At 71.4% G+C, this 25,433-nt stretch carries 23 protein-coding genes; 18 read left to right on the top strand and 5 right to left on the bottom strand.

Annotated elements, in window-relative coordinates; all coding sequences use genetic code 11:
- Positions 1-101: 101 nt before the first annotated feature.
- Positions 102-1,610 (top strand): MFS transporter, encoded by a 1,509-nt coding sequence (locus ACFV9W_RS01615; protein ID WP_385754324.1) that lies wholly within the window; start codon positions 102-104, stop codon positions 1,608-1,610.
- Positions 1,611-1,695: 85 nt separating this feature from the next.
- On the opposite strand, the gene ACFV9W_RS01610 is transcribed toward ACFV9W_RS01615, so the two are convergent.
- Genes ACFV9W_RS01610 through ACFV9W_RS01600 form a run of 3 tightly spaced genes read right to left on the bottom strand, consistent with a single transcriptional unit; the run spans position 1,696 to position 3,577 of the window.
- The gene (locus tag ACFV9W_RS01610) at positions 1,696-2,145 is read right to left on the bottom strand and encodes a nuclear transport factor 2 family protein (RefSeq protein ID WP_385754322.1); all 450 of its coding nucleotides are present in this window, start codon (positions 2,143-2,145) and stop codon (positions 1,696-1,698) included.
- Positions 2,142-2,690 carry a nuclear transport factor 2 family protein gene (locus tag ACFV9W_RS01605; RefSeq protein WP_385754319.1) on the bottom strand — a complete coding sequence of 183 codons (549 nt, stop codon included), beginning with the start codon at positions 2,688-2,690 and terminating at the stop codon, positions 2,142-2,144. The genes ACFV9W_RS01610 and ACFV9W_RS01605 overlap by 4 nt, the downstream gene beginning before the upstream one ends.
- A 32-nt stretch (positions 2,691-2,722) precedes the next feature.
- A complete protein-coding gene (locus ACFV9W_RS01600) occupies positions 2,723-3,577 on the bottom strand; it encodes an LLM class F420-dependent oxidoreductase (RefSeq protein WP_385754317.1) in 855 nt (284 codons plus the stop codon).
- A gap of 217 nt (positions 3,578-3,794) precedes the next feature.
- Here ACFV9W_RS01600 and ACFV9W_RS01595 point away from each other — a divergent pair, with 217 nt between their 5' ends.
- Positions 3,795-4,694 carry an IclR family transcriptional regulator gene (locus tag ACFV9W_RS01595; protein WP_385754314.1) on the top strand — a complete coding sequence of 300 codons (900 nt, stop codon included), beginning with the start codon at positions 3,795-3,797 and terminating at the stop codon, positions 4,692-4,694.
- 35 nt (positions 4,695-4,729) lie between these two features.
- Here the strand turns inward: ACFV9W_RS01595 and ACFV9W_RS01590 are convergent, their stop codons facing one another.
- On the bottom strand, positions 4,730-5,305 hold the full coding sequence (locus ACFV9W_RS01590; protein WP_385754311.1) for a flavin reductase family protein: 576 nt from the start codon (positions 5,303-5,305) through the stop codon (positions 4,730-4,732).
- 249 nt (positions 5,306-5,554) lie between these two features.
- On the opposite strand from ACFV9W_RS01590, the gene ACFV9W_RS01585 reads away from it, so the two are divergent.
- The 14 genes from ACFV9W_RS01585 to ACFV9W_RS01520 all read left to right on the top strand — a co-directional run bounded on the left by ACFV9W_RS01585 (position 5,555) and on the right by ACFV9W_RS01520 (position 21,416).
- On the top strand, positions 5,555-6,421 hold the full coding sequence (locus tag ACFV9W_RS01585) for an alpha/beta fold hydrolase (protein ID WP_385754308.1): 867 nt from the start codon (positions 5,555-5,557) through the stop codon (positions 6,419-6,421).
- Positions 6,418-8,091, top strand: a complete 1,674-nt coding sequence (locus tag ACFV9W_RS01580) for an FAD-binding protein (protein ID WP_385754305.1) — start codon at positions 6,418-6,420, stop codon at positions 8,089-8,091. Before ACFV9W_RS01585 ends, ACFV9W_RS01580 begins: the two co-directional genes overlap by 4 nt.
- A complete protein-coding gene (locus ACFV9W_RS01575) occupies positions 8,088-9,134 on the top strand; it encodes a 2Fe-2S iron-sulfur cluster-binding protein (protein WP_385754302.1) in 1,047 nt (348 codons plus the stop codon). Before ACFV9W_RS01580 ends, ACFV9W_RS01575 begins: the two co-directional genes overlap by 4 nt.
- 10 nt (positions 9,135-9,144) lie before the next feature.
- Complete coding sequence (locus ACFV9W_RS01570) at positions 9,145-10,053, top strand: acetaldehyde dehydrogenase (acetylating) (protein ID WP_385754300.1); 909 nt, start codon at positions 9,145-9,147, stop codon at positions 10,051-10,053.
- A gap of 33 nt (positions 10,054-10,086) precedes the next feature.
- Positions 10,087-11,151 (top strand): 4-hydroxy-2-oxovalerate aldolase, encoded by a 1,065-nt coding sequence (gene dmpG, locus ACFV9W_RS01565; protein ID WP_385754297.1) that lies wholly within the window; start codon positions 10,087-10,089, stop codon positions 11,149-11,151.
- Between the two features lie 8 nt (positions 11,152-11,159).
- Entirely contained in the window at positions 11,160-12,344 is a 1,185-nt protein-coding gene (locus tag ACFV9W_RS01560; RefSeq protein ID WP_385754294.1) for an acyl-CoA dehydrogenase family protein, read from the top strand.
- Positions 12,345-12,384: 40 nt separating this feature from the next.
- Positions 12,385-13,314: a VOC family protein gene (locus ACFV9W_RS01555; RefSeq protein ID WP_385754290.1), complete on the top strand. Its 930-nt coding sequence runs from the start codon at positions 12,385-12,387 to the stop codon at positions 13,312-13,314.
- Complete coding sequence (locus ACFV9W_RS01550) at positions 13,311-14,804, top strand: FAD-dependent oxidoreductase (protein ID WP_385754287.1); 1,494 nt, start codon at positions 13,311-13,313, stop codon at positions 14,802-14,804. Before ACFV9W_RS01555 ends, ACFV9W_RS01550 begins: the two co-directional genes overlap by 4 nt.
- Entirely contained in the window at positions 14,801-15,556 is a 756-nt protein-coding gene (locus ACFV9W_RS01545) for an SDR family NAD(P)-dependent oxidoreductase (protein WP_385754285.1), read from the top strand. The genes ACFV9W_RS01550 and ACFV9W_RS01545 overlap by 4 nt, the downstream gene beginning before the upstream one ends.
- A gap of 18 nt (positions 15,557-15,574) precedes the next feature.
- Positions 15,575-16,366, top strand: a complete 792-nt coding sequence (locus ACFV9W_RS01540) for an SDR family oxidoreductase (protein ID WP_385754282.1) — start codon at positions 15,575-15,577, stop codon at positions 16,364-16,366.
- A 117-nt stretch (positions 16,367-16,483) separates the two neighbouring features.
- Positions 16,484-17,644, top strand: a complete 1,161-nt coding sequence (locus ACFV9W_RS01535; protein ID WP_385754280.1) for a steroid 3-ketoacyl-CoA thiolase — start codon at positions 16,484-16,486, stop codon at positions 17,642-17,644.
- Positions 17,645-17,650: 6 nt separating this feature from the next.
- On the top strand, positions 17,651-19,882 hold the full coding sequence (locus tag ACFV9W_RS01530) for an acyl-CoA dehydrogenase (RefSeq protein WP_385754278.1): 2,232 nt from the start codon (positions 17,651-17,653) through the stop codon (positions 19,880-19,882).
- The gene (locus ACFV9W_RS01525; RefSeq protein WP_385754276.1) at positions 19,879-20,760 is read left to right on the top strand and encodes a MaoC/PaaZ C-terminal domain-containing protein; all 882 of its coding nucleotides are present in this window, start codon (positions 19,879-19,881) and stop codon (positions 20,758-20,760) included. The genes ACFV9W_RS01530 and ACFV9W_RS01525 overlap by 4 nt, the downstream gene beginning before the upstream one ends.
- Positions 20,757-21,416: a PaaI family thioesterase gene (locus ACFV9W_RS01520; RefSeq protein ID WP_385754272.1), complete on the top strand. Its 660-nt coding sequence runs from the start codon at positions 20,757-20,759 to the stop codon at positions 21,414-21,416. Before ACFV9W_RS01525 ends, ACFV9W_RS01520 begins: the two co-directional genes overlap by 4 nt.
- A gap of 76 nt (positions 21,417-21,492) precedes the next feature.
- Here the strand turns inward: ACFV9W_RS01520 and ACFV9W_RS01515 are convergent, their stop codons facing one another.
- Positions 21,493-23,136 carry a class I adenylate-forming enzyme family protein gene (locus tag ACFV9W_RS01515; protein ID WP_385754269.1) on the bottom strand — a complete coding sequence of 548 codons (1,644 nt, stop codon included), beginning with the start codon at positions 23,134-23,136 and terminating at the stop codon, positions 21,493-21,495.
- A gap of 197 nt (positions 23,137-23,333) precedes the next feature.
- Here ACFV9W_RS01515 and ACFV9W_RS01510 point away from each other — a divergent pair, with 197 nt between their 5' ends.
- Both ACFV9W_RS01510 and ACFV9W_RS01505 read left to right on the top strand, forming a co-directional pair.
- Complete coding sequence (locus ACFV9W_RS01510) at positions 23,334-24,095, top strand: SDR family NAD(P)-dependent oxidoreductase (protein ID WP_385754267.1); 762 nt, start codon at positions 23,334-23,336, stop codon at positions 24,093-24,095.
- 101 nt (positions 24,096-24,196) lie between these two features.
- Positions 24,197-25,432, top strand: a complete 1,236-nt coding sequence (locus ACFV9W_RS01505) for an NADH:flavin oxidoreductase (RefSeq protein WP_385754265.1) — start codon at positions 24,197-24,199, stop codon at positions 25,430-25,432.
- Position 25,433 lies beyond the last annotated feature (1 nt).

Below are 25,433 nucleotides of genomic sequence, written 5' to 3'. Positions count from 1 at the left end.
GTGGGCCCCATGTGCCACGCCCTTACGCCCCCACCGCGCCTGTCGCATCGGTCGCACCTTGCACCCGTACCCCGCATCCCGCACTCGGACAAAGGATCACGATGGCAGACAACGTCACCCCGCGCCCCGCGGTGGTCTCCAAAGGGAGGGCGGTGGCCGTGCTCGTCCTGGTCATCCTCCTCTCGGAGGCCGCCACCTTCGAGATCACGATGGTCTACCCGGCGATGCCGGACCTGGCCCGTGAGTTCCAGACGCTGAACATCGCCTGGGCCGCCTCGATCGTCACGCTCGCCGGAGCCACCGTCATGCCGCTGGTGGGCAAGGCCGCGGACAAGTGGGGCAAGAAACGGGTCATTCTCCTGCTCGGCCTCGTCTTCCTCGCGGGCAGCGTGATCTGCGCGCTCGCGTCCTCCTTCGCCATGCTGCTGGTGGGGCGGGCCCTCCAGGGCTGCATCGTCGGAATCGTCAACCTCTCGTACAGCCTGGTGCGCGACATCATGCGGCGCGACTTCGTGCCCATCGCCCTGGGCGCCGTGGTGACAGGGGTCGGCATGGCGGCCCTCGTCGGCCCCTTCCTCGCGGGCTGGCTCATCGACCTGCACGGCCCCGCGGGCGTCTTCTGGTTCCTCGCGCTCTACGCGGTGGTCCTGCTGCCGCTCTATGCCTTCGTCATCCCCGAGAGCACGGTGCGCGTCAACCGTCCCGTCGACTATGTCGGAACGGTCCTGCTCGGTCCGGGCATCGGTGTGCTGCTGCTCGGCATCACCCAGGGCGGCAACTGGGGATGGACGGCCGGTTCCACACTCGTCTGCCTGATCCTCGGCGTCGCCATGCTGATCGGTTTCGCGGCCTGGGAGCGAGTCTGCAGCCATCCGCTGGTCTCGCTCGACGTGCTGCTGGGCCGCCGGTTCGGTCCCACCGTGCTGGCCGTCGCGTGCGTGTCGTACATGATGAACGCGCATGCGCTGATCAGCCCCACCATGCTCCGGACGCCGGAAGGTATTCCGGGCCTCAGTTACGGCGCCGGACTCAGCGCCACGGAACTCGCCGTGTGGACCTGCCCGTTGGGGATCGTGGCGATGTTCGTGGGCCCTCTCGGTGGCTATCTGACGACGAAGATCGGCGCTCGCAATGTCCTCCTCGTCAGTGCCGCGTGCTTCCTCCTGGTCATGGCCCTGGGCTCCCGCCTGTTCACCGTGCAGTGGCAGATCGGTCTGGTGGCCCTGGTCGCCGGCTGCGCCAACGGCTTCCTGCACTCCTCCAACGCCAACCTGCTCCAGGATTCCCTGCCCGCCTCGCAGAACGCGGTGGGCAACTCGATCGCCGGCATGACCACGCTGCTGGCCGCCGGCATCGCCACGTCGCTCACCGGCGTGGTCATGTCAGGACACGTGCTGAAGGTCGACGCGGCCACCAGCTCCGTGGTCTACGCGGACAGCGCGCTCACCCACGCGTACGCGTACGCGGCGGCGGTGGGCGCCGTCGGCATGGTGGTGGCCCTGCTGATGAAGCACGGACGCGCCCCCGCGCGCGGCGGTCTGATCGAACCGGCGGAGGAGCTCCCGCCGGCCGACGACGTGCGGGTGCCCGCGAGCGGGGCGGCGGGTTGAGCCGAGCGCTGGTGCCGACGGGCCCGTGTCGCCCGGCCGCTCCGTCGAGGAGCGGTTGGACGGCACGGGCCCGTCGGGCGGCCACCTACGTCTCCCGATCGCCCGGTGGACGCAGCACGCCGAAGTCGCCCAGCTGGATCGTCATGTTGAACTTCCGCGCGCACAGCAGCCATTGACCTTCCGAGCGCACCCAGCGGTCGTCGTACTCGCCACAGCACTCGAAGAAGTGGCCGGTCCACGGGCCCGCGCCCTGGTGGTACACGCGGGCGTACGTCAGGGATCGGGCGTGGTCGCCGTCGACAGTGACCCGGTGGTTGCCGAGGAGGTGCTGGGTGGGGCCGCAGCCGCCGAGATGGTTCCGGACGACGGCGAGGATGTTCCGCACGCCGGAGGCGCCGTAGCCGGTCGCGTCCGTAGTGAAGGCGGCGCCGACGCCCGCCCAGTCCCGGGTGTCGAGCGCCGATGCGAGCCGCGCGAGGGCCTCGGCGATGAGCCGGTGGTCGTCGGCGCCCTGTCGCACCGTGTCCGCGGTCATGCCCCGTCCACCACCCCGGAGGCGAGCAGTTCCGGGGACTCCGTACGGCCGTCCAGGACCCGGTTCGTACGGACGCTCACGCGCCAGCCTTCGGGGCGCCGGCGCAGCCGCCAGTGGTTGGCCGTGGCCCGGCGCAGGGTGAACGCGCTCGTATCCGGATCGCGGACGACCATGGTGGTGTAGCAGACCGCGTCGGCCTCGTCCCCGCACACGCGGACGCGCGGAGCGCCCACGACATGGGCGCACCCCTGGCCGATCCAACGCTGGTGGTTGGGGGAGCGGACCATGGCCGCGATCTCCGTGCGCCCGGTCATCAGCAGCTCGTCGACGTCGTAGACGCCGTCCTCCTCCCACAGCGCGGCCACGGCCTCGGCCTGTCCGCTGTCGACCAACGGACCGTAGGAGAGGATCAGGGATGTGATGGCGGCCTCGTCCTCGAGCCGGGACAGCCGCCGCTCCACGCGGGACAGGGTCTCCTGGCTGTCGGCGAGGGCCTGCAGGAGGTCTATGTCCGGAAGGGGATGGGGCTGCTCGGTGTCACTCAACGGTCTTTCCCTTCGGTCGGGTTGAGGGAACGTCAGAGATTGCGGGACAGGGCGTACAGGGTGTCCAGCTGCTCGCAGTAGTGCTCCGCCGACCGCGCCGAGACGGAGGCGGACAGCAGCGTGGCCCCCGCGTCGCGCAGCCGGGTCAGGGCGGCGGCCGTGTCCTTCGGCGCCCCGGCCGGATCCAGGGGGCGGCCGGGGGAGAGGACGACCTCGAAGCCGTCCGGCAGTTCGGTCCCGGCGAGCATCGCGCGCAGCCGGTCGGGCGCGATGCCGAAGGGCACCCAGCCGTCCGCCAGCGCGACGGCCCGCCGCAGCGAGCGCGGGGTCCGGCCGCCGACCCACAGCGGGACGCGGTCCTGGACGGCGTGCGGTTCGACGACGAAGTCCTGGAAGGAGTAGTGCTCTCCCCGGTACTCCGGCACCCGCCGGGACAGGGCGGCGCGCAGGGCCCGCAGGGCGTCGTCGGCGCGTGCGCCCCGGTCGGCGAACTCGGCGCCGAGCAGGTCGAATTCCTCGGCGAGGCTGCCGACGCCGAGTCCGAGTGTGACGCGGCCGTGGCTGAGCCGGTCCAGGGTGCCGTAGCGCTTGGCGATCTGGAGCGGGTGGTGGTAACCGAGGACGAGTACCTGGGTGACCAGCCGGATGCGGCTGGTCTGCGCGGACAGGTGGCCGAGCGTGGCCACCGGGTCCCAGTAGGTTCCTCCGCGTTCCCGGGCGACGTCGACCGGGACCGCCACGTGCTCGCTACAGGTGAGGTGGTGGAAGCCGAGCCGGTCGGCGGTGCGCGCGATCAGACTCAGCTCGTCTATGCCGGCATCCGCCTCCCAGGGGGAGGCGGCGCCCGGTAGCTGCACCACCACGGGCGATGTGATCCCGATGCGCATGGATTCTCTCCTCGTACCGTCGGCGGCGTGCGTGCTGTCCAGCGATTCGTAACGCAGGAGCAGGGCATGGGCGCCGGGCGATCCCGCTGATCGGGAGACCGGCGGCGGAGGGGTGGAGTCGGGCGTGCGGAATCCCGTGCACACCTCTTCCTCCTGCCGAGATGCGCTGCTAGCTTCCAAAAGTAGAATTCATTTCAGAAGAGCAGGAGGAGGGCCCATGACGGTTGTCAATGACGTGGCTGCTGTGGACACGCCCGCTCGCAAGGAGCTCCCGCCGTCGATGGTCGAGCGGATGACGCTGATCATGGACGCGTTCACCGGACGCACCACGAGGCTGTCCCTTGAGGACGTGGCGCGCTGTACCCGCCTGCCGCGCTCCACGGCCCACCGCATCCTCGAACAACTGGTGCGGCTGCGCTGGCTGGAGCACACCCCCTTCGGGTACGGCCTCGGCCGCCGGGCCCTCGGACTCGGCGGCGGCGACGGCGCTCACACCGAGATCCGCGCCGCGGCCGCGGGGCGACTGCACCACCTGCAGATCCGCACGGGCCTGGTCGTCCATCTCGCCGTGCTCGACGAAGGGCAGGTGCTCTACCTCGACAAGGCGGGCGGCCGCTTCGCCGCCTCCGTCCCCTCGTGGGTCGGCGGCCGGACGCCGGCGGCCGCCACGGCGCTCGGCAAGGCGATGCTGGCCTGGCTGGAACCGGAGGTCGTCGAGTCCAGGCTGGCCGACCAGCTGGGCAAGCTCACCCACCGCACCATCGCCGACCTGCCCACGCTCCATCACGAGCTGCACCGGATCAGGCAGCGCCGCGGACTGGCCTTCGAGTACGGCGAGTTCTTCCCCGGCATCGCCTGCGTGGCAGCGGCCGTGCGGGGCCCGGAGGGGCCGCTGGCCGCGATCTCGCTCGCCGGACAGGCACACACCCCGCTGGAGAAGGTCGCACCGCTGGTGGTCGACGCCGCCAGGCAGGTCTCGCGGGAACTGTTCCCCTGCCCGGACAACACCGGCAGGACCGGAGCGGCCCGGCCGGGCGCCGCGGAGACGGAGGAGACCTGGTCGCCGCAGGCCATGGACCGGCTGCTGGCGGCCGGACAGGACGGCGGGTGGCTCTGACCTCCCGGCCGCCGTCCTCGACCCCGCAGGCTCTGTCAGCCCCAGAGGTCGCCCTCGCCCCAGGTGAAGGGGCCCACCGGTGCGGCGGGCGGTGCGGTGTCGACGCCGAAGTGCCCGCGGAAGAAAAGCATCGGCCGCTGCTCGCGCTCCGCCTCAAGGCCCAGGACCCGGCCGATCACCACGTCGTGGTCGCCGGTCACATGCACGTCGCACACCTCCGCGTGCGCACGCACCAGCACGCCGCGCAAGGCCGGTGTGCCCCAGCGTGAGAGGTCCCAGCCGAGCCCCGTGAACTTCGCGCCCCTGCTGGAGCCGAAGCGCTCGCACAGGCCTGCCTGCTCCTCGGCCAGGACGTTGACACAGAACCGGCCCGTGTCCCTGATGCACGGCCAGGCGCGTCCGCGGTGGTCGGCGCAGAAGAGGATCAGGGGCGGATCGAGCGAGACGGACGCGAAGGACTGGCAGGCGAAGCCGACCGGATCCCCCTGGGTGTCCAGGCCGGTGACCACGGTCACCCCGGTCGCGAACGCTCCCATGGCCCGGCGCATGTCGGTCGGCGTGGGGGCTGCGCCGCCGAGTGCCTCGGGTGCGGCGGGCGACTGCGGTCTCATCGTGTTCACCTCAAGAGGGACGGCACGCATGGCGTGCGCGGTGAGCGAGCGGAGGCCGACGCTAGGGCCGTTCCGGGCAGTGCGGAACGGTGCTCCCGATGAGTGGAACCCGCCCCGGGACGGCCGCGCCCCGGACCGTGTCGCGGTGAACGCCGCCCGCACGTCCCGCTGATCGGGATCCCCGCCGCCCTGTCGACCGGGCCCGGTTACGTTCCCGGCGTTGACCACAGGACGGCGAAGGCGGGAACCATGACGGAGCTGAGCCACGAGTCCACTGCGCGTGAACTCTCCACCGAACACGGCGTATTGAGGTATCACGAGGCCGGTGCCGGGCCGCCCCTCGTGATGCTGCACGGTTCGGGCCCCGGCGTCACCGGCTGGCGCAACTTCCGCGGCAACCTCGCCACGTTCGCCGAGCACTTCCGCTGCCTCGTCCTGGAGATGCCCGGGTTCGGCGTCAGCGATCCCGTCGACGGGCACCCCATGGTCACCGCCCCCGACACCCTCGGCCGCTTTCTCGACGCCCTCGGCCTGGACCAGGTCGATGTCATCGGCAACTCCATGGGCGGCATCGTCGGCACCCAGTTCGCGCTGCGCCGGCCCGAGCGGATCCGCAAGCTCGTGACGATCGGCGGCATCGGCCGCAACCTGTTCAGCCCCGGCCCGGGAGAGGGCATCAGGCTCCTGACCGAGTTCACCGACGACCCCACCCGCGAAGGGCTGGTCCGCTGGCTGCGCTCCATGGTGCACGACCAGAGCCTGGTCACCGACGAACTCATCGAGGAACGCTGGCAGTTGGCCAACGCCCCCGAGGCCCTTGCCAACGCCCGCGCGATGTACGGCGGTTCGGCCCTCGCCGCACGGGCCGCCGCCGCTGCCGCCTCCGACCAGCCCCCGTACTGGGCGATGCTGCACCGGCTCAAGGCGAAGACCCTGATCACCTGGGGCCGCGACGACCGCGTGAGCCCCGTCGACATGTCCATCGTGCCGATGCGCACCATTCCCGACGTCGAACTGCACGTGTTCCCCGACTGCGGTCACTGGGTGATGATCGAGCAGAAGGCGGCCTGGGAGAGCGTCGTACTGGCCTTCCTGACCCGCAAGGAGTCGGCATGACCCCCGCTCCCACTCCTGCCTCCGCCCCCGCCTGGGACCACGAGTTCGACTTCGTCGTCGTCGGCAGCGGCGGCGGTGGCATGACCGCCGCGCTGACCGCCGCCGACGCCGGACTGTCGACGGTCGTGGTCGAAAAGGGCTCCATGTACGGCGGCACGACCGGCATCTCCGGCGGTGGCATCTGGATCCCCAACAACCCGGTCCTGCGCGCCAAGGGGCATGACGACAGCCGGAAGTCCGTCCGCCGCTACCTCGACCTGCTCACCGAGGACCGCGTCCCGGCCGCCCGCCTCGACGCCTACGTCGACCAGGGTCCCGCCGCCATGGAACTGCTGTGCCGCAGCAAGTGGATGCGCTTCACCTGGACCAAGGGGTACTCCGACTACCACCCCGAGTACGAGGGCGGACGCCCCGAAGGCCGGTCGATCGAGGCGGTCCCGTTCGACACCCGCAAGCTCGGCGAGGACGAGAAGTACCAGCGGCCCAACAGCCTCAAGGGCCCGCTCGGCCTGTGGGTCACCGGCAAGGACTACCACGACCTGGCCATGGTGAAGCGGACCTGGCGCGGCCGCTGGGCCTCCGTCGTAGCCGCCTGGCGAGTCTCCTCCAACGTGATCCGGCGCCGCCATATGTCCACCGGCGGACGCGCCCTGGTGGCCCGGATGCGCATGGCGCTCAAGGACGCGGGAGTCCCGCTGTGGCTGGGCACACCGATGACCTCGCTCGTCACCGACGACAGTGGCCGGGTCACCGGCATCGTCGCGCGGCGCGACGGCGAGAGCGTACGCATCGGAGCCCGGCACGGTGTGCTGCTCGCCGCCGGCGGCTTCGACCACAACGAGCGGATGCGCGCGCAGTATCTGCCGGACGGCGGAATCCAGGACTACAGCGCGGGCGCGCAGGAGAACGTCGGCGACGGGATCCTCGCCGGTCTCGAACTCGGCGCTGCGGTGGACTTCATGGACGACGCCTGGTGGATGCCATCGGTGCGTCACCCCAAGGGCGTGACGATTCCTCTCGTCTCCGAGCGCTGCATCCCGCCGTCCGTGATCGTCTCCTCGCAGGGCAGGCGATTCACCAACGAGTCCTCGCCGTACACGAACTTCGTCCACGACCAGCTCGCCGGCAAGCACGTCCCGGCCTGGTTCGTGATGGACGCCAAGGCCCGCGCCCGCTACCCGTTCGCCCAGGTGCTGCCCGGGATGCCCTTCCCCCGCGGTTTCTACGACGCCGGAATCGTCCACCAGGCAGGCACCATGGCCGAGTTGGCCCGAGCCATCGACGTGCCGGAGGATGAACTGACCGCGACCGTCGAACGGTTCAACGGGTTCGCCCGCGCCGGTAAGGACACCGACTTCGGCCGCGGCGACAGCGCGTACGACCGCTACTACGGCGACCCCACACTGCCCAACCCCAATCTCGACGTCATCGACAAGGCCCCCTTCTACGCCGTGCGCCTCGACGTCGGCGACCTCGGCACCAAGGGCGGTCTGGTCTGCGACGAGCACAGCCGGGTGCTGCGCGAGGACGGCGGCGCCATCGACGGCCTCTACGCGACCGGCAACACCTCCGCGTCCGTCATGGCCAACGAGTATGCGGGCCCCGGCGCCACCATCGGCCCGTCCATGGTCTTCGGCTACATCGCCGCCCGGCACGCAGGCGCCCGGTGAGCGAGACAGGCGGCGGGTCCCGTCTCACGGTCCGTGTCGTCGAAGTGGTCCGGGAGACCGCCGACGCGCACTCGCTGGTGCTCGAACCGGTCGACGTACCGAAGGGGCGGCTCGGCTACCGGCCGGGCCAGTTCCTCACCGTCCGGGTGCCCACGGAACGCGCCGGGGGAGCCGCCCGCTGCTACTCGCTGTGCAGTTCCCCGCAGCGCGACGACAAGCTGAAGATCACCGTGAAGCGCACGGTGAACGGTTACGGCTCCAACTGGATCTGCGACCACGTCGTGGAGGGCGACACGTTCGAAGTCCTGCGGCCCGCGGGTACGTTCACCCCCGACACACTCGACGAGGACCTCTTCCTCCTCGCGGCGGGCAGCGGCATCACCCCGGTGATGTCGATCCTGAAATCTTGCCTGCACGCGGGCACCGGCTCCGTCACGCTGATCTACGCCAACCGCGACGAACACTCGGTGATCTTCCGCAGTGAACTCGTCGCGCTCGCCGAGGAGTTCGGTGACCGGCTGACCGTGCTGCACTGGCTGGAGTCGGTGCAGGGACTGCCCACCGGGCCCGCGCTGCGCGCCCTCGCCGGGCCGTATGCGGGGCGGCGGACCTTCGTGTGCGGCCCCGGCCCCTTCATGGAGCTCGCCACCACCACCCTCACGGCCATGGGCGTGCCGGCGGACCGGGTCCGGGTCGAGCGGTTCGCCTCGCTGACCGGCGACCCGTTCGCCGCGACGGAGAGCCCCGGACCCGACACATCCGACGAAGCCGGCGAGGTCGAGGTGGCACTCGACGGCGACACCAGAACGCTGCCCTGGCCCGCCGACCGCAAGCTCCTCGACGTACTCCTCGCCGCCGGACTCGACGCGCCGTACTCCTGCCGCGAGGGCAACTGCAGCGCCTGCGCCTGCCTGCTCGTCGAGGGAGAGGTGGCGATGGAACGCAACGAGGTGCTCGACGCGCGCGACGTGGCCGACGGCTACGTCCTGGCCTGCCAGGCGCTGCCGCGCAGCGAGCACATCAGGATCACCTACGACGGATGAGGTTCGAACCGTGACCAAGGCGACCGCCGCCATCGTCGGCTCCGGAAACATCGGAACCGACCTCATGTACAAACTGCTCCGGTCGGAGACGATCGAGCCACGCTGGATGATCGGCATCGACGCGCAGAGCCCGGGCCTCAAGCGCGCCGCCGAGGAGGGCCTGACGGCGAGCGCCGAGGGCGTGGACGCGCTGCTCGCCCAGGACGAGCGCCCCGACCTCGTCTTCGAGGCGACCTCAGCCGGTGTGCACCGGACGAACGCCCCCAAGTACGCCGAACTCGGCATCCAGGCCATCGACTTGACCCCCGCCGCGCTCGGTCCCGCCGTCGTCCCCGCCGTCAACCTCGGCGCACACCTGGACGCCCCCAACGTCAGCCTGATCACCTGCGGCGGACAGGCCACCATCCCGATGGTGCACGCCGTCTCCCGGGTCACCGAGGTCGCGTACGCGGAGATCGTGGCGAGCGTCGCCTCGCCCTCGGCGGGACCCGGAACCCGCGCCAACATCGACGAGTTCACCCTTGCCACCAGCCGGGGCATCGAGACCATCGGCGGTGCCGCCCGCGGCAAGGCCATCATCATCCTCAATCCGGCCGAACCTCCGATGCTGATGCAGGACACCGTCTTCTGCGCCGTCCCCGAGGACGCCGACCGCGCGGCGATCACCGCGTCCATCCACGACGTGGTGGGCCAGGTCGCCTCATACGTGCCCGGCTACCGGCTGCGCGCCGAGCCGCAGTTCGACGACCCGGACTCCGCCGGTGGCACCCCGGCCCGGGTCGCGATCTTCCTGGAGGTGGAGGGCGCGGGCGACTTCCTGCCGCCGTACTCCGGGAACCTCGACATCATGACCGCCGCCGCCACCAAGGTCGGTGAGGGCTTCGCCCAGCGGATCACCGCCCGGCGCATCGCGTCCTGAACCATGTCCCGAACCTCAAGGAGTCCCTCTGCCATGCCCTTCAGCGCAGACCTCGACATCCGCGTCACCGACTCCTCGCTGCGGGACGGCTCGCACGCCAAGCAGCACCGGTTCACCGTGGAGGAGGTGCGGTCCGTCGTCGCCGCCGTCGATGACGCCGGGGTCCCCGTCATCGAGGTCACCCACGGCGACGGCCTCGGCGGATCCTCGTTCAACTACGGCTTCAGCCACACCCCGGAGCAGGAACTCATCAAAGAGGCGGTGAAGACCGCCCGGCAGGCGAGGATCGCCTTCCTGATGCTGCCCGGACTCGGCATCCAGGACGACATCCGCGAGGCCGCCGACAACGGCGCCGCGATCTGCCGCATCGCCACCCACTGCACAGAGGCCGACATCGCCGCCCAGCACTTCGGCCTGGCCCGCGAACTCGGCCTGGAAACCGTCGGGTTCCTCATGATGGCGCACAGCAGCTCGCCCGAGGCCCTCGCCCGGCAGGGCCGGATCATGGCCGACGCGGGCTGCCAGTGCGTGTACGTCGTGGACTCCGCGGGCGCGATGGTCCTAGAAGACGTCGGGGACCGCGTCGCCGCGCTCGTCGCCGAACTCGGCGACGACGCCCAGGTCGGCTTCCACGGCCACGAGAACCTGGGGCTCGGCGTCGCCAACTCGGTCTCCGCCGTGCGGGCCGGCGCCGTGCAGATCGACGGATCCACCCGCCGATTCGGCGCGGGCGCGGGCAACACCCCCGTCGAGGCGTTCGCGGCCGTCGCCGACAAGCTCGGCATCCGTACCGGCATCGACACCACCAGAATCATCGACGCCGCCGAGGACGTCGTCCTGCCGATCATGGGCGGCGACCGGCTGCTCGACCGGATGTCGCTGACCATGGGCTACGCGGGCGTCTACTCCAGCTTCCTCGCGCACGCCGACCGGCAGGCCGCCAAGTATGGCGTCTCCGGCACCGAACTCCTTCTGGAGGCCGGACGACGCAAGCTCGTCGGCGGCCAGGAGGACCAACTCATCGAGATCGCCGTGGGGCTCGCGGAGCGGGCCGGCGCGGCGGAGGACACGACCGGGCCGACGCCCGCGGGGAAGTGAGCACACTCATGCCCAATCCGGTACTCGACGCCGTCGTCGAACGCGCGGAGGAGATCCGCGCCCTGGGGCCCGCGAACGAGTCACTCGGCCGTCTGGACGACCAGACGGTCAAGGTGCTGCGGGAGTCCGGGGCGATCCGGATGCTCCAGCCGAAGAAGTACGGCGGACTCGAGCTGCATCCACGGGAGTTCGCCGAGACCGTCATGGAGATCGCCGCATGCGACGGCTCCACCGGCTGGGTGGCCGGCGTCGTCGGCGTCCACCCGTGGGAGATGGCGATGGCCGACCCGCGGGTGCAGGAGGAGGTCTGGGGCGAGAACCCCGACACCTGGATCGCCTCCCCGTACGCTCCCATGGGGCTGCTGCGCCCCGCCGACGGCGGCTACGTCTTCAACGGCCACTGGCAGTTCTCCTCCGGCACCGACCACTGCGACTGGATCTTCCTCGGCGCCTTCCTCGCCGACGAGGAGGGTGAGCGGCTGAACCCGCCGCGCTCCGTGCACGTGATCCTGCCGCGTGCGGACTACGAGATCGTCGACGACTCCTGGGACGTGGTCGGCCTGCGCGGCACCGGCAGCAAGGACGTCGTCGTCAAGGACGCCTTCGTGCCCGACTACCGGGTCGTCGACTACGCCAAGGTCGTCGACGGCAGCCTCGCCGAGGAGGCGGGACTGGCCAACCCGATGTACCGGCTGCCGTTCTCGGCGGCCTTCCCGCTCGGCATCACCGCTTCCGTCATCGGCATCTGCGAGGGCGCCCTCGCCCACCACCTCGCCTACCAGCGCGACCGCGTCCAGATCACCGGCACCGCCGTCCGTGACGACCCGTACGTCCTGTACGCGGTCAGCGAGGCCGCCGCGGAGATAGCCGCCTCCCGCGCCGCCCTGCTGGACAACATCAGCGTCCTGCACGACATGGTGGCGGCCGGTCGGCCGATCGGATTCGACCGGCGGGCCGTCGGCCGCCGCACCCAGGCGCGGGCCGCCTGGCGGGCCGTCCGCGCGGTCGACGAGATCGTCGCCCGCTCCGGCGGCAACGCCATGCGGATGAGCAACCCCATCCAGCGTTTCTGGCGCGACGCCCACACCGGCCTCGCCCACGCCATCCATGTGACGGGAGCGGTCTTCCACGTCGCGGCGCTGACCCAGATCGGCGTGGAGCCCCCGCAGGGGCCCATGCGCTCGATGATCTGACACCGGCGGGACCCCCACAGGAAGCGGTTGGAGGAAATACATGACACACATCAAAGGACTCGGGTACGTCCGGGTCCGCACCCGGGACGTCGCCCGCTGGCGCGAACTCACCGTGGGAGCCCTGGGGTTCGCCGAGGGGACCGGGCCCGAGCAGGACGGCCTCTACCTCAGGATGGACGAGCGCAAAGCCCGGCTCGTCGTCCTGCCGGGTGACACCGACCGCGCCGAGGCCGTCGGCTGGGAGGTGCGCGACCAGTTCGCGCTGGCCGAGGTCGCCCGCGCCGTCGAGGCATCGGGCACTCCGGTCAAGGAGCTGACCTGGCAGGAGGCCCAGGCCCTGGACGTGGAACAGGCCATCGCCTTCGAGGACCCGGCCGGTGTCCGCGTCGAGGTGTTCTTCGGGCCCGTCCTCGACCACAGCCCCGTCCTCACCGGCTTCGGCCAGCACTTCGTCACCGGTGCCCAGGGCATGGGCCATGTCGTCCTGCCCACCACGCACATGGACGAGACGGTCGCCTTCTACACCGAGACCCTCGGCTTCCTGCCGCGCGGCGCGGTCAAGCTGAGCGTCCAGTCGCCGGACGTCCCACCGCGCCGCGTGCGCTTCATGGGGGTCAACCAGCGCCACCACAGCCTGGCCCTGTGCCCGGCCCCACACGGCGAGGCCCCCGGCCTGGTCCACCTCATGGTCGAGGTCGACACCCTGGACGCGGTCGGCCGCGCCCTCGACAACGTCGGCCGCCTCGGCTTCCCGCTGTCCTCCACGCTCGGCCGACACACCAACGACAAGATGGTCTCCTTCTACGTACGGGCGCCAGGCGGTTGGGACCTGGAGTACGGCACCGAAGGACTCCTCGTCGACGAGGCCCACTACACCGCCGAGGAGATCACCGCCGACAGCTACTGGGGCCACGACTGGTCGGGCTCCGAGCCGCTCGCGGCGTTCTCGCCGCCGAAGGCGGACGTATGAACCCGGCGCGACCGGTCGTCACTCCTGTCCGTGCCTCGTCCGTCACTCACTACGAAACCGAAGTCGATGTCCTCGTCGTGGGCTTCGGATGCGCCGGCGCTTCGGCCGCCTTCGAGGCGGCGTCGGCCGGCGCCGACGTCCTGGTACTGGAGCGCGCCGGAGGGCCGGGCGGCTCCTCGGCGCTGTCGGGCGGTGAGCTGTACCTCGGCGGTGGCACCCCCGTACAGAAGGCGTGCGGTTTCGAGGACACCGCCGACGACATGTTCGCCTACCTGTCGGCCGCACTCGGACCGCACGCCGACGAGGAGAAGCTGCGTGTCTACTGCGACGGCAGCACCGAGCACTTCCAGTGGTTCGTCGACCGGGGCGTCCCCTTCGAGAACTCCCTGTGGGAGAAACCGAGTTGGATGCCACCCTCGAAAGACGGCCTGATGTGGCTGGGTGAGAACGCCTGGCCCTACGACACCCTCGCCCGCCCCGTGCCGCGCGGACACCGTCCCGCCGTGCGCCACTTCGGCGGCGGCCTGCTGATGGAGAAGCTGGTCGCCGCCGCTGGTGAGGCCGGTGCCGCCGTGCGCACCGACACCCTTGCCGGTGCGCTCATCACGGAGGAAGACGGCCGGGTCGTGGGTGTCAGTGCCCGCCGGTACGGGCAGGACCTGGCGTTTCGGGCCCGACGTGGTGTCATTCTGACCACCGGCGGATTCGTCGACAACGAAGACATGCTCGCCGACCACGCCCCCGCCCTGCTCGGTCTGGGCAAGGTCAGCGACGGCCTTGACGACGGCAGCGGCATTCGAATGGCCTGCGCTCTCGGCGCGGCCACCCGGCGGATGGCCGCTGTCGAGATCGCCATGACCGCGCTGCCCGCCCTGGCCGTGCGCGGCATGCTGGTCAACGCCCACGGGCAGCGCTTCATCAACGAGGATGTCTACCCGGGCCTGTTCAGCACGGCGGCGGTACTGACCCAGCCGAGCCCGTACTGGGTGATCGTCGATCAGGAGGGCTACGAGTCCGTCCCCGAGGCCGAACGCTGGGGTGTGCTGCCCCGGCACGCCGACGACAGTCCGGCCGTCCTGGGGCGTGAACTCGGCATGCCCGAAGGCGCGTTGGAGGCCGCCATCGGTACGTACAACCGGCACGCCGAGCACGGCGACGACCCGTACTTCCACAAGGACACCCGATGGGTGCGGCCCCTCAAGGCGCCCTTCGCCGCCCTCGACCCGCGACTCGGTTTCCACGGCGGAGGAGGGCGGGCGAGCGCGGGAGCCGGTCCCGGCGCGGCGGGCTTCACTCTGGGCGGGCTGCACACCACCGTCGACGGCGGTGTGCTCGATGTCTCGGGCGCGCCGGTCCCCGGCCTGTTCGCGGCGGGCCGCGCCGCGTCCGGCATTCACGGGGCCGGCTACGTCAGTGGTACCTCGCTGGGCGACGGCACGTTCTTCGGCCGCCGGGCGGGGTTGACCGCCGCCCGGAAAGGCATCGCATGAACCGTTTCGAAGGCACCTCCGTCCTCCTCACCGGCGCCGCCTCCGGCATCGGCCGCGCCACCGCGCTGCGGCTCGCCTCGGAAGGCGCCGCCGTCTTCGCCGTCGACCTGTCCGCGGATGGCCTGCGGGAGACCGCTGATCGCCTCCCGCCCGGCAGTACGGGGCGCATCCGCACCCACGTAGCAGACGTGTGCGACGAGAACGCCGTCGTGGCCGCCGTGGCCCGCGCCGCCGAGGAGTTGGGCGGCATCGAGGTCCTGGTCAACGTGGCGGGCGTGCACCGCACCACGCCGATCGACCGGCTCACCGTCGACGACCTGCGGCACCTGTTCGACGTCAACGTCGTCGGCACGGCGGTCTTCTGCCGGGAGGCGCTGGGCCATCTGCCCGACGGTCGCGGCGCCATCGTCAACGTGGCCTCGTCGTCCGCGACCCACGGGAATCCGTTCATGAGCGCCTACTCCGCCACCAAGGGGGCGGTGCTGGCGTTCTCGTTGTCCCTGGCGGCCGAGGTGGCACACCGCCGCATCCGGGTCGTGCCGGTCTCGCCCGGCACCGTCCTCACGCCCCTGACCGCCCGGCCCGACATGCTGCCGCCGGACCGGGACACCAGCTACTACCAGCGCATCCGCGCGCCGTTCGGGGCGGGTGACCCCGAGCAGATCGCGGGCGTGATCGCGTTCGCGGCGTCCCCGGACGCCGGTTATCTCACCGGCGCGGAGATCCGGGCCGACGGCGGCTCCCACATCTGACAGAAGGGTCGCGTTCTCATGACGTCAATACCCGTACGACGCAGGGTGGTTGTGACCGGGGTGGCCTCGGGTATCGGTAGGGCCCTCGCCGAGATGCTGCGCGCCCAGGGGGACGACGTGATCGGCGTCGATCTGAAGGACGCCGACGTCTGCGTTGACCTCGGCACCGCCGAAGGGCGGCAGGATGCCGTCCGAGCCGTCCTCGAGCGCAGCGGGGGAGTCCTCGACGCGGTGATCGCCTGCGCCGGAATCTCGGCCCGCGTGCCCGCCGTCATCGCGGTCAACTACTTCGGCGTCACCGAACTGCTCCAAGGGCTCAGGCCGGCCCTGGCCAGGGCCGAGGCGCCCCGCGCCGCGTTCGTCGGATCCATCGTCGGGACCAGGCCAGGCGCGCAGAACGTCGTCGCGGCCTGCCTCGCCGGGGACGAGCATGCGGCGCTCGCCGCGGCCGCCGTGCTCGCGGAAGCGGGCGAGGGCGGCGCCCTCTACCCCGCGTCGAAGGCGGCCCTGGCCCGCTGGGTGCGTCACACGAGCGTCACCGACGCGTGGGCGGGCGCGGGGATCCCGCTGAATGCCGTCGCCCCCGGAGTCGTTCTCACGCCGATGCACGCGGCCATCGCTGTCACCGAGGAGCAGCGCAGGATCGTCGCGCAGGCCGTGCCGATGCCACTGAACGGCCACGCGGAGCCCGAGGTGATCGCGCGGGCCCTGCGCTGGCTGACCAGCGCCGAGAACTCCCATGTCACCGGGCAGGTGTTGTACGTCGACGGGGGCGCCGAAGCGGTGCTGCGCGGCCCGGACCACACGTGAGCCCGCCCCACTGAGTGGGACGCGCCCTTGCCGTATTACAGAATGAATTCTAGTTATGGAGGTGCAAGCGACCACATCAACCCGGCCCCACGGGCCGCCTCACCCCTACGGAGAACCATGGCCGAGGCCGTCATAGTCGAAGCCGCGCGCACACCGGTCGGCCGGCGACGCGGAGTCCTGTCCGGTCTGCACCCGGCCGCACTGCTCGGCCAGGCGCAACAGGGCCTGTTGGCGAAGGCGGGCCTCGCGCCCGACGCGGTCGAGCAGGTCGTCGGGGGCTGCGTCACGCAGGCGGGCGAGCAGTCCAACAACGTGACCCGCACCGCCTGGCTGCACGGCGGTCTTCCGCACTCGACCGCCTGCACCTCCATCGACTGCGCCTGCGGATCCTCGCAGCAGGCCGTACACCTGATCCACGGACTGATCGCCGCGGGCACCATCGACGTCGGCATCGGCTGCGGCGGCGAGTCGATGAGCCGGGTCTTCCTCGGCCAGGCGCAGACCCCCGGCACCGGAACGCCCGTACCCGACGACTGGTCGCTCGACATGCCGGACCAGTTCACCGCCGCCGAGCGGATCGCGCGCAAGCGCGGCATCACCCGCGCCGACGCCGACGCCCTCGGGCTCGCCTCCCAGCAGAAGGCCGCCCGCGCCTGGGCCGAGGGCCGCTTCACGGGGCAGGTCCTCGACATCGACGCCCCGGTGATGGGGTCCGAGGGGCCCACCGGTGAACGCGCCGTCGTCTCCCGCGACCAGGGGCTGCGCGACACCACGGCCGAAGCCCTCGCCGCGCTGAAGCCCGTCGTGCCCGACGGCATCCACACCGCGGGCAACTCCTCGCAGATCAGCGACGGCGCCGCCGCCGTCCTGCTGATGGCCAAGGAGCGCGCAGACCGCCTCGGGCTGCGCGGCCGCGCCCGGATCGTCGCCTCCACCATGGTCGGCTCCGACCCCTACTACCACCTCGACGGCCCCGTCGAAGCGACCCGCACGGTCCTGGACAAGGCAGGGATGACCCTGGACGACATCGACCTCGTCGAGATCAACGAGGCGTTCGCTTCCGTGGTGCTGTCGTGGGCACAGGTCCACAAGGCCGACATGGACAAGGTGAACGTCAACGGCGGCGCCATCGCGCTCGGCCACGCCGTGGGCTCCACCGGCGCCCGGCTGATCACTCAGGCGCTGTACGAGATGGAGCGCGCCGACAAGTCCACCGCGCTGATCACCATGTGCGCCGGCGGGGCGCACTCGACGGCGACCATCATCGAACGGATCTGAGACACCATGACCATCGGGCTGACCGAGGAGCACCGCGACCTGCGTGACTCCGTACGAGCCTTCACCGGCCGGCACATCACCGCGGACGTCCTGCGCAAGGCCGTCGACGCCGAGGACGACACGACGCTCCCGCCGTACTGGCGGGCCCTCGCCGAGCAGGGCCTGCTCGGCCTGCACCTGCCCGCGGAGGCCGGAGGGGCGGGCTACGGGGTCATCGAACTCGGTGTCGTCGTCGAGGAGTTGGGTCGGGCCGCGGCGCCAGGGCCCTTCCTGCCGACCACCCTCGCCGCGGCGATCCTGCACCGGGCCGCGCACCCCGCCCACCTGCCGGGCCTCGCCGACGGCACCGTCATCGGCGCCGTCGCCCTGCGCCCCGGCACCCTCACCCTGACCCGCCGCGACGACGGCACGGCCGAACTGTCCGGTGAGTGCGGCCCGGTCATCGCAGGACACACCGCCGACCTCTTCGTCCTGCCCGCCGCGGACGGTGACACCACCGCGTGGGTCGTGGTGCCGCGCGCCGCAGTGGAGACCACCCACCAGCGCAGCCACGATCTGACCCGTCGCTCGTCCCTGGTGCGCGCCCAGGCGGTGACGGTACCGGCCTCCGACATCCTGGCAGTCGACCCGCGACTGCCGCTCGACCTTGCCGCCACCCTGTTCGCGGCGGAGGCCTCCGGTATCGCGGACTGGTCCGTGACCACCGCCGCCGACTACGCCCGCGTCCGCGAGCAGTTCGGCCGCCCCATCGGACAGTTCCAGGGCGTCAAGCACCGCTGCGCACGGATGCTCGCGCAGGCCGAGCAGGCCCGCGCCTGCGCCTGGGACGCGGCCCGCGCCGCCGACCCCGGCGCCGTCGACGACCCCCGCGAGGCCTCGCTCGCGGCCGCGGTCGCCGCGGCCACCGCCGTCGACGCGGGATTCGCCGCCGCCAAGGACTGCATCCAGGTGCTCGGCGGCATCGGCTTCACCTGGGAGCACGACGCCCACCTGTACCTGCGCCGGGCCCAGACCCTGCGGATCGCGCTGGGGTCCGCCGCGCGGTGGCGGCGCCGCGTGGCCCGGCTCACCCTGGACGGCTCCCGCCGCCGGCTCGGGGTCGAACTGCCGCCCTCCGCGGCGGCCGTACGCGAGGAGATCCGCGCCGAACTCGGCGAGGCCGCCGCTCTGACCGAGGCCGAGCGTCCCGTCTTCCTCGCCGACCGCGGCTACACCGCCCCGCATCTGCCCGCCCCCTGGGGCAAGGGCGCCGACGCCGTCACCCAGCTCGTCATCGCCGAGGAGCTCCGTACCGCGGGCCTCAAGCCCATTGACATGATCATCGGCGGCTGGGTGGTGCCCACTCTCGTGGCCCACGGGGACGACGCACAGCGCGAGCGGTTCCTGCGGCCCAGCCTGCGCGGCGAGATCCAGTGGTGCCAGCTGTTCAGCGAGCCCGGTGCGGGATCCGACCTGGCCGGTCTGTCCACCCGCGCGGTCAAGGCCGACGGCGGCTGGCGGATCACCGGGCAGAAGGTGTGGACCTCCGGGGCCCAGGACGCCGACTGGGGCATCCTGCTCGCCCGCACCGATCCGGACGTCCCCAAGCACAAGGGGGTGTCGTACTTCCTGCTCGACATGAGCAGCGCAGGCATCGACATCCGGCCTCTGCGGCAGATCACCGGCGAGGCCGAGTTCAACGAGGTGTTCCTCGATGACGTGTTCGTCCCCGACGAGCTGCTCGTCGGCGCGCCCGGCGACGGCTGGCGGCTCAGCCGCACCACCCTCGCCAATGAACGCGTCGCCCTCTCCCACGACTCCTCGCTCGGCTCGGGCGGCGAGGCGCTGCTCGAACTCGCCGAGACCGCTCCCGCGGACATGGACGACGAACGGCTCACCACCCTTGGCGCCATCCTCTGCGACGCGCAGGCCGGCGGCCTCCTCGGCCTGCGCGCCACCCTGCGTACGGTCTCCGGACAGCAGCCCGGCGCCGAGGCGAGTATCGCCAAACTGGTTGGGGTGGAACACCTCCAGCAGGTGTGGGAGACCGCCATGGACTGGCTGGGCGACGCCTCCCTCTCCGGTGAGGGCCCTCGCCAGGACCCGACCTGGTGGTTCCTCAACTCCCGATGCATGTCCATCGCGGGAGGCACCACCGAGGTGCAGCTGAACATCATCGGGGAGCGCATCCTCGGGCTGCCGCGTGACCCCTCACCCGTACCGGCCGCCAGGACTTCCGAGGGGAACAACCGCGCATGAAGATCGACCGTGACAAGGCACTCGGCGCGCCCCCGACCGTTCAGGAGATCTCCTGGACGACCCGGGACGTGCTCCTCTACCACCTCAGCCTCGGCGCGGGCGCCGACGCGGCGGTGGGGCCGGAGCTCGGCCTCACCTACGAGTCATACGAGCACGGCCTGACGGTGCTTCCCACCTTCGCGATGGTCGCCGGTAGTGGTGTCTCCACGGGCACCGATCCGGACCCGTCCTTCGAGCTCCCGGGCATCGAGATCGACTTGCGCCGCATCCTGCACGCCGGGCAGGAACTGCGCATTCACCGCGGCCTTCCGGCCTCCGGCGCGGCCACCCTCGCGTCCCGAGTCGTCGAACTCTGGGACAAGGGCAAGGCGGCCGTCATCGTGCGGGAATCCGCGGCGACCGGGCGGGAGGGCGAGCCGCTGTGGACGAGCAGGATGCGGATCTGGGCCCACGGCGCGGGCGGCTTCGGTTCGGATCCCGCCCCGCGGACCGATTGGAACGCACCCGACCGCGCCCCCGACGCCGTGCTGGACACCCCCACCACTCCCCAACAAGCCCTGCTCTACCGGCTGAACGGCGACCTCAACCCCCTTCACGCCGACCCCGAGTTCGCCAGGTCCGCCGGATTCGAGCGGCCCGTCCTGCACGGCCTCGCCTCCTACGGCCTGGTAGCCAAGGCCCTCGTCGGCGGCCTCCTCGGCGGCGACGCGAGCAGGCTGACGGACCTGTCCGTACGGTTCGCGGGCGTCCTCCTCCCCGGCGAGAGCCTCCGCACCGCCGTCTGGCGCGAAGGCGACCGGCTACTGCTGCACGCCACCTGTCCGGAGCGCGACGACGCCCCCGTACTCACCCACGCGACCGCGAGGATCACCGGATGACCGCCGACTGCCACCCCGCCCCCGTACCCACCGAGCCCGTCCCACGGCCGGATGCCCTGGTCGCCGCCGCCCACGACGAAGGTGTCGACGCGGCGACCGCCGCCGCCCGCAGACTGGTCGAAGCCCTGCTCCGGGCCGGCGACGACACGGACGTCGACATGGCGGGCGTGTCCAAGCAACTCGACGCCCTGGCCGACCAGTTGACGGAACGTGCGCCCGGCCTGGAGGAGCGCCTCGTCACCATGTGGCAGGGCGCCGGAGTCACCCGGCACGACCCCGTCACAGGACCGGAGAACGCTCTCGCCCCGCCCCTGAAGCTCATCGGCCAGGACGACGGCTCCGTCCAGGGCACCGTCAGCCTCGGCCTCGCCTACCAGGGCCCGCCACGCTGCGCGCACGGCGGTGTGTCGGCGCTGCTGCTCGACCACACCCTCGGCGTGGCCAACCACTGGGCCGGCCTGTCGGGGATGACCGCCGAACTCACGCTGCGCTACCTGCGCCCCACCCCGCTGTTCGAACCCCTCACCGTCACCGGCCGCCAGCTCTCCGTCGACGGCAGGAAGATCCGTACGGAAGGGTCCATCGTGGCGGGGGGCCGTGCGTGCGTGACGGTCCAAGGGCTGTTCATCGCAAAGGAGTTGCCCCGCCCCAGCTGAGCCACGGACACACCAGCGGCGGGCTCCGGGCCGGAGTGAATCTCCGGCCCGGGGCCCGCTGTGGTGTGCCTGCCGGTCAGACGGACACGTCGCGGCGTATGACCTTCCCCGTCGCGTTGCGCGGCAGGCCTTCCGAGGTGATCCGCCAGCGCGACGGCACCTTGTAGTACGCCAGGCGCTCGCGGACGTAATCGGTCAGGGCCTTGGGGGTGAGGCCCGCGTCCGCGTCCGTGACGACCACCGCAGCCACCTCCTGGCCCAGGTCCGGATGGGGCACACCGACCACCAGGCACTCCCGCACCCCCGGACACTCGGCCAGCACGCCCTCGATCTCCGCCGGATAGACGTTCTCGCCGCCGCGCAGGATCAGGTCCGAACGCCGGCTGGTCAGTCGCAGCCGGCCGTCCTCCAGCAGCCCGATGTCACCCGTGTGCAGCCAACGGCCCGCCCTGATGGCATGGTCGGTGGCCTCCTGGTCCTCCCAGTAGCCGAGCATCACGTACGGGCTGCGCAGGCAGATCTCGCCCTCCTGACCCTCCGGCAGTGGCCGGCCCGCCGGGTCGCGCACCTCCAGCTCCACCGCCACCACAGGGCGTCCCAGACTGTCGGGCGCCACGGCGAGGTCGGCCGGGGTGGCAACGGCCGCGCCGGTGCAGGACTCGGTGAGACCGTAGCTGTTGGCCAGCGCGTTGCGCGCCACCGGCAGCACAGCGCGCAGCCGTTCATGGAAGGCGGGGGAGGAGGGGGCCGAAGCCAGCGAGAAGGACGTCAGCGACGACAGGTCGTAGCCGCCGAGATCGCCGTGCTCGACGATGCGGTGTGCCATGGTCGGCACCGCGCCCCAGTTGGTGACCCGTTCCCGCTCGATGAGCCGCAGCACCCGCTCGGCCTCGAAGCGGCCCTGGTACATCACGACGGCGCCGCCGTCCACGAGCCGGGGGACCGCGAGGTTGTGCAGGGACGCGATGTGGAAGAGGGGCAGCGCCAGCAGATGCCGGCGCTGCTGCGGGGCGATCGGATCGCCCATGTCGGCCATGAGCCGGTTGTTGAGGCACAGGTAGTCGATGACGGCCAGCAGGTTGCGGTGGGTGTGCACCGCTCCCTTGGGGCGGCCCGACGTACCGCTCGTGTACATGATGACCGCGGGGTCGTCCTCGGCGATCTCCGGTCGTGGCAGCGACGCGTCCGGGTGCCGCCGCACCAGCTCGGGGACGTCCTTCTCGAACGTCAGCAGCGGCACCCGCGAGCCGTCCACCACTGCTGCCCGCTTGGCGTCGGCCAGCACCACCTTGGGCCGGGTGTGCCCGAGTCCGTAGTCGATCTCCGGCGCGGTCCACCAGGCGTTGTAGCCGACGGCGACGGCGCCGAGCGAGACCGTGGCCCAGAACGCGACGACCCAGCCCGGACTGTTCGCCGCCAGCAGCGCCACCCGGTCGCCCTTGCCGACGCCGTACTCCTCCTCCAATACCTTTGCCAGGGAGGCCACGTGACGCGCGTGCTCGGCGAACGAGATCCGCTCGTCCTCGGTCACGATGTAGTCCCGCTCACCGTGTCCCACGGAGGCGGCCACCACATCGGCCAGCGACCTCCGCCGGTGCGCGAACACCTGTATTCGCGCTCCCAGCACGTCCTCCTGGACCAGTTCGAAGGCACCGCCGGGGCCCGTAAGCCGTCGCAGGATCTCCGGCACCGTCTCCTGGTGATCCGCCGTCGCGCTCATGCGCCTCCCTCTCGCCGGAGTGGATGATGTGCGCGCCATCGTCGTCCCGCCGCCCGCGGTGGGCAGCGCGGTTCCCGGTCACCGGGACGCCCGCCGCACGGCGGCCGGCGCCCTACCGCTCAGTGGGACCGGCACCCCGATGTCACCCGTGGCCCTTGAGCATGGTCGGTCGCAGCCGACTGGAAAAGAGGGAGACCATGGGCCACCTCCACGGCAAGGTCGCGATCGTCACCGGCGCCGGACAGGGCGTGGGCCAGGGCATCGCCCTCGCCCTGGCCGACCAGGGAGCGGCAGTCGCGGTACTCGGCCGCACACCGGAGAAACTCGCAGCCACCCGCGAGCTGTTGTGGGCCCGCGGCGCACGGGCCGAGACATTCGTCTGCGACGTGGCGGACACCGAACGTGTCCCGCACCTGGTGCGGGAGATCGCGGAACGCCTCGGGCGCATCGACGTCCTGGTCAACAACGTCTACGACGGCGCGTACGGGCCGCTGCTGTCGCTGAGCGACGCCGACTTCCAACGTGGCTTCCGCAGCGGCCCCTTCGCGACCTTCGCGTTCATGAAGGCCTGCCACCCGCACCTCAAGTCCTCCGGCGACGGCGTCGTCATCAACCTCGTCACCTCCGCCATGGTCCGCTGGGACCTGAGCACCTATGGCGCCTACGCCGCGGCCAAGACCGCCGTGCGCTCCCTGACCCGCACCGCCGCCAATGAGTGGGGGCCCGACGGCATCCGCGTCAACGCGATCGCCCCGCACGCGGCGTCCCCCGGGTACCTGCGCTGGTCCGAGGCCAACCCCGAGGAGGCCGAGGCCTTCTGCGCCTCCATCCCATTGCGTCGCGTCGGTGACTGCGAGGCGGACATCGGCCGCGCCGTGGCCATGCTGTGCGGGCCCGACGCCCGCTATCTCACCGGCGCGACGGTTCCGCTGGACGGCGGCCAGGCCAATTTCGACTGACGGTGCTCCCGGTCAGCGGGACGGCCCGCGCCCACCCTTCCATCCCTGAATAGCGTCACCAACCGCCACCACGACGGGTGTGCGGACGGAGGTTTCCCCCCTTGACTCAGACATCGCACCAGCCGCCCGGAACGCCGGACGTCCTGGCCCCCGCGACACTCGGCCCCACCACGCTGCGCAACCGCATCGTCAAGGCGGCGACGTACGAAGGACTGAGCCGCGACAGCCTGGTCACCCAGGACCTGATCGACTTCCACGTCCGGTACGCGGCCGGGGGAGTGGGCATGACCACCGTCGCCTACTGCGCGGTGGCCCCGGAGGGCAGGACCGACCGGCAGCAGGTGCTGTGGCGGCCCGAGGCGCTGCCCGGGCTGCGCAAGCTGACCGACGCCGTGCACGCCGAAGGCGCGGCCGTCTCCGCCCAGATCGGTCACGCGGGTCCGGTGGCCAACCCGAAGTCCAACGGCCGTCCCGCGCTCTCGCCCAGCCGCCACTTCCACAAGACGACCCTCAGCTTCGCCAAAGAGGCGACCCGGGACGACCTGAAGCGCATCGTCGGCAACCACGCCGACGCCGCCGCCATGGCCGTCGAGGCGGGATTCGACTGCGTCGAGATCCACCTCGGCCACAACTACCTCGCCAGCTCCTTCCTCAGCCCGCGCATCAACCACCGCAAGGACGAGTACGGCGGGAGCCTGGAGAACCGGTTCCGCTTCGCGCGCGACATCGTGCACGCCGTGCGGGCGGCGGTCGGCGACCGGATCGCCGTCATCGCCAAGCTCAACATGGACGACGGCGTCCCCGGCGGCTTCTGGCTCGACGAGGCCATCCCCGTCGCACGCCGGCTGGAGAGCGACGGGTGTCTCGACGCCCTGGAACTGACCGTGGGCAGCTCCCTGCTCAACCCCATGTATCTCTTCCGCGGTGACGCGCCGCTGCACGAGTTCACGAAGATCATGCCCGAGCCGGTCAGGACCGGTATCAAGCTCGTCGGCAAGAAGGTGCTGCACAGCTACCCGTACGACGACGCCTACCTCCTCGACCAGGCCCGGCAGATCCGCTCCGCCGTCGACATGCCGCTGATCCTGCTGGGCGGGATCACCGGCCGGCCGAGCATGGACCTGGCGATGCGCGAGGGCTTCCAGTTCGTCGCCATGGGCCGCGCCCTGCTGCGCGAACCCGACCTGATCAACCGCATCCAGGCCGACGCGGACACACCGTCCCTGTGTATCCACTGCAACAAGTGCTTCGTCACCATCTACGGCGGCACCCGTTGCGTACTCGTCGAGTCGCCCGGCGCACGCACCGCCGCCGGCCAGTCGCCCATCACCGGTTGAG

It is taken from the genome of Streptomyces sp. NPDC059897, assembly GCF_042730865.1.
Classification (GTDB): Bacteria; Actinomycetota; Actinomycetes; order Streptomycetales; family Streptomycetaceae; genus Streptomyces.
This window is presented reverse-complemented; position numbering and strand designations above follow the sequence as displayed.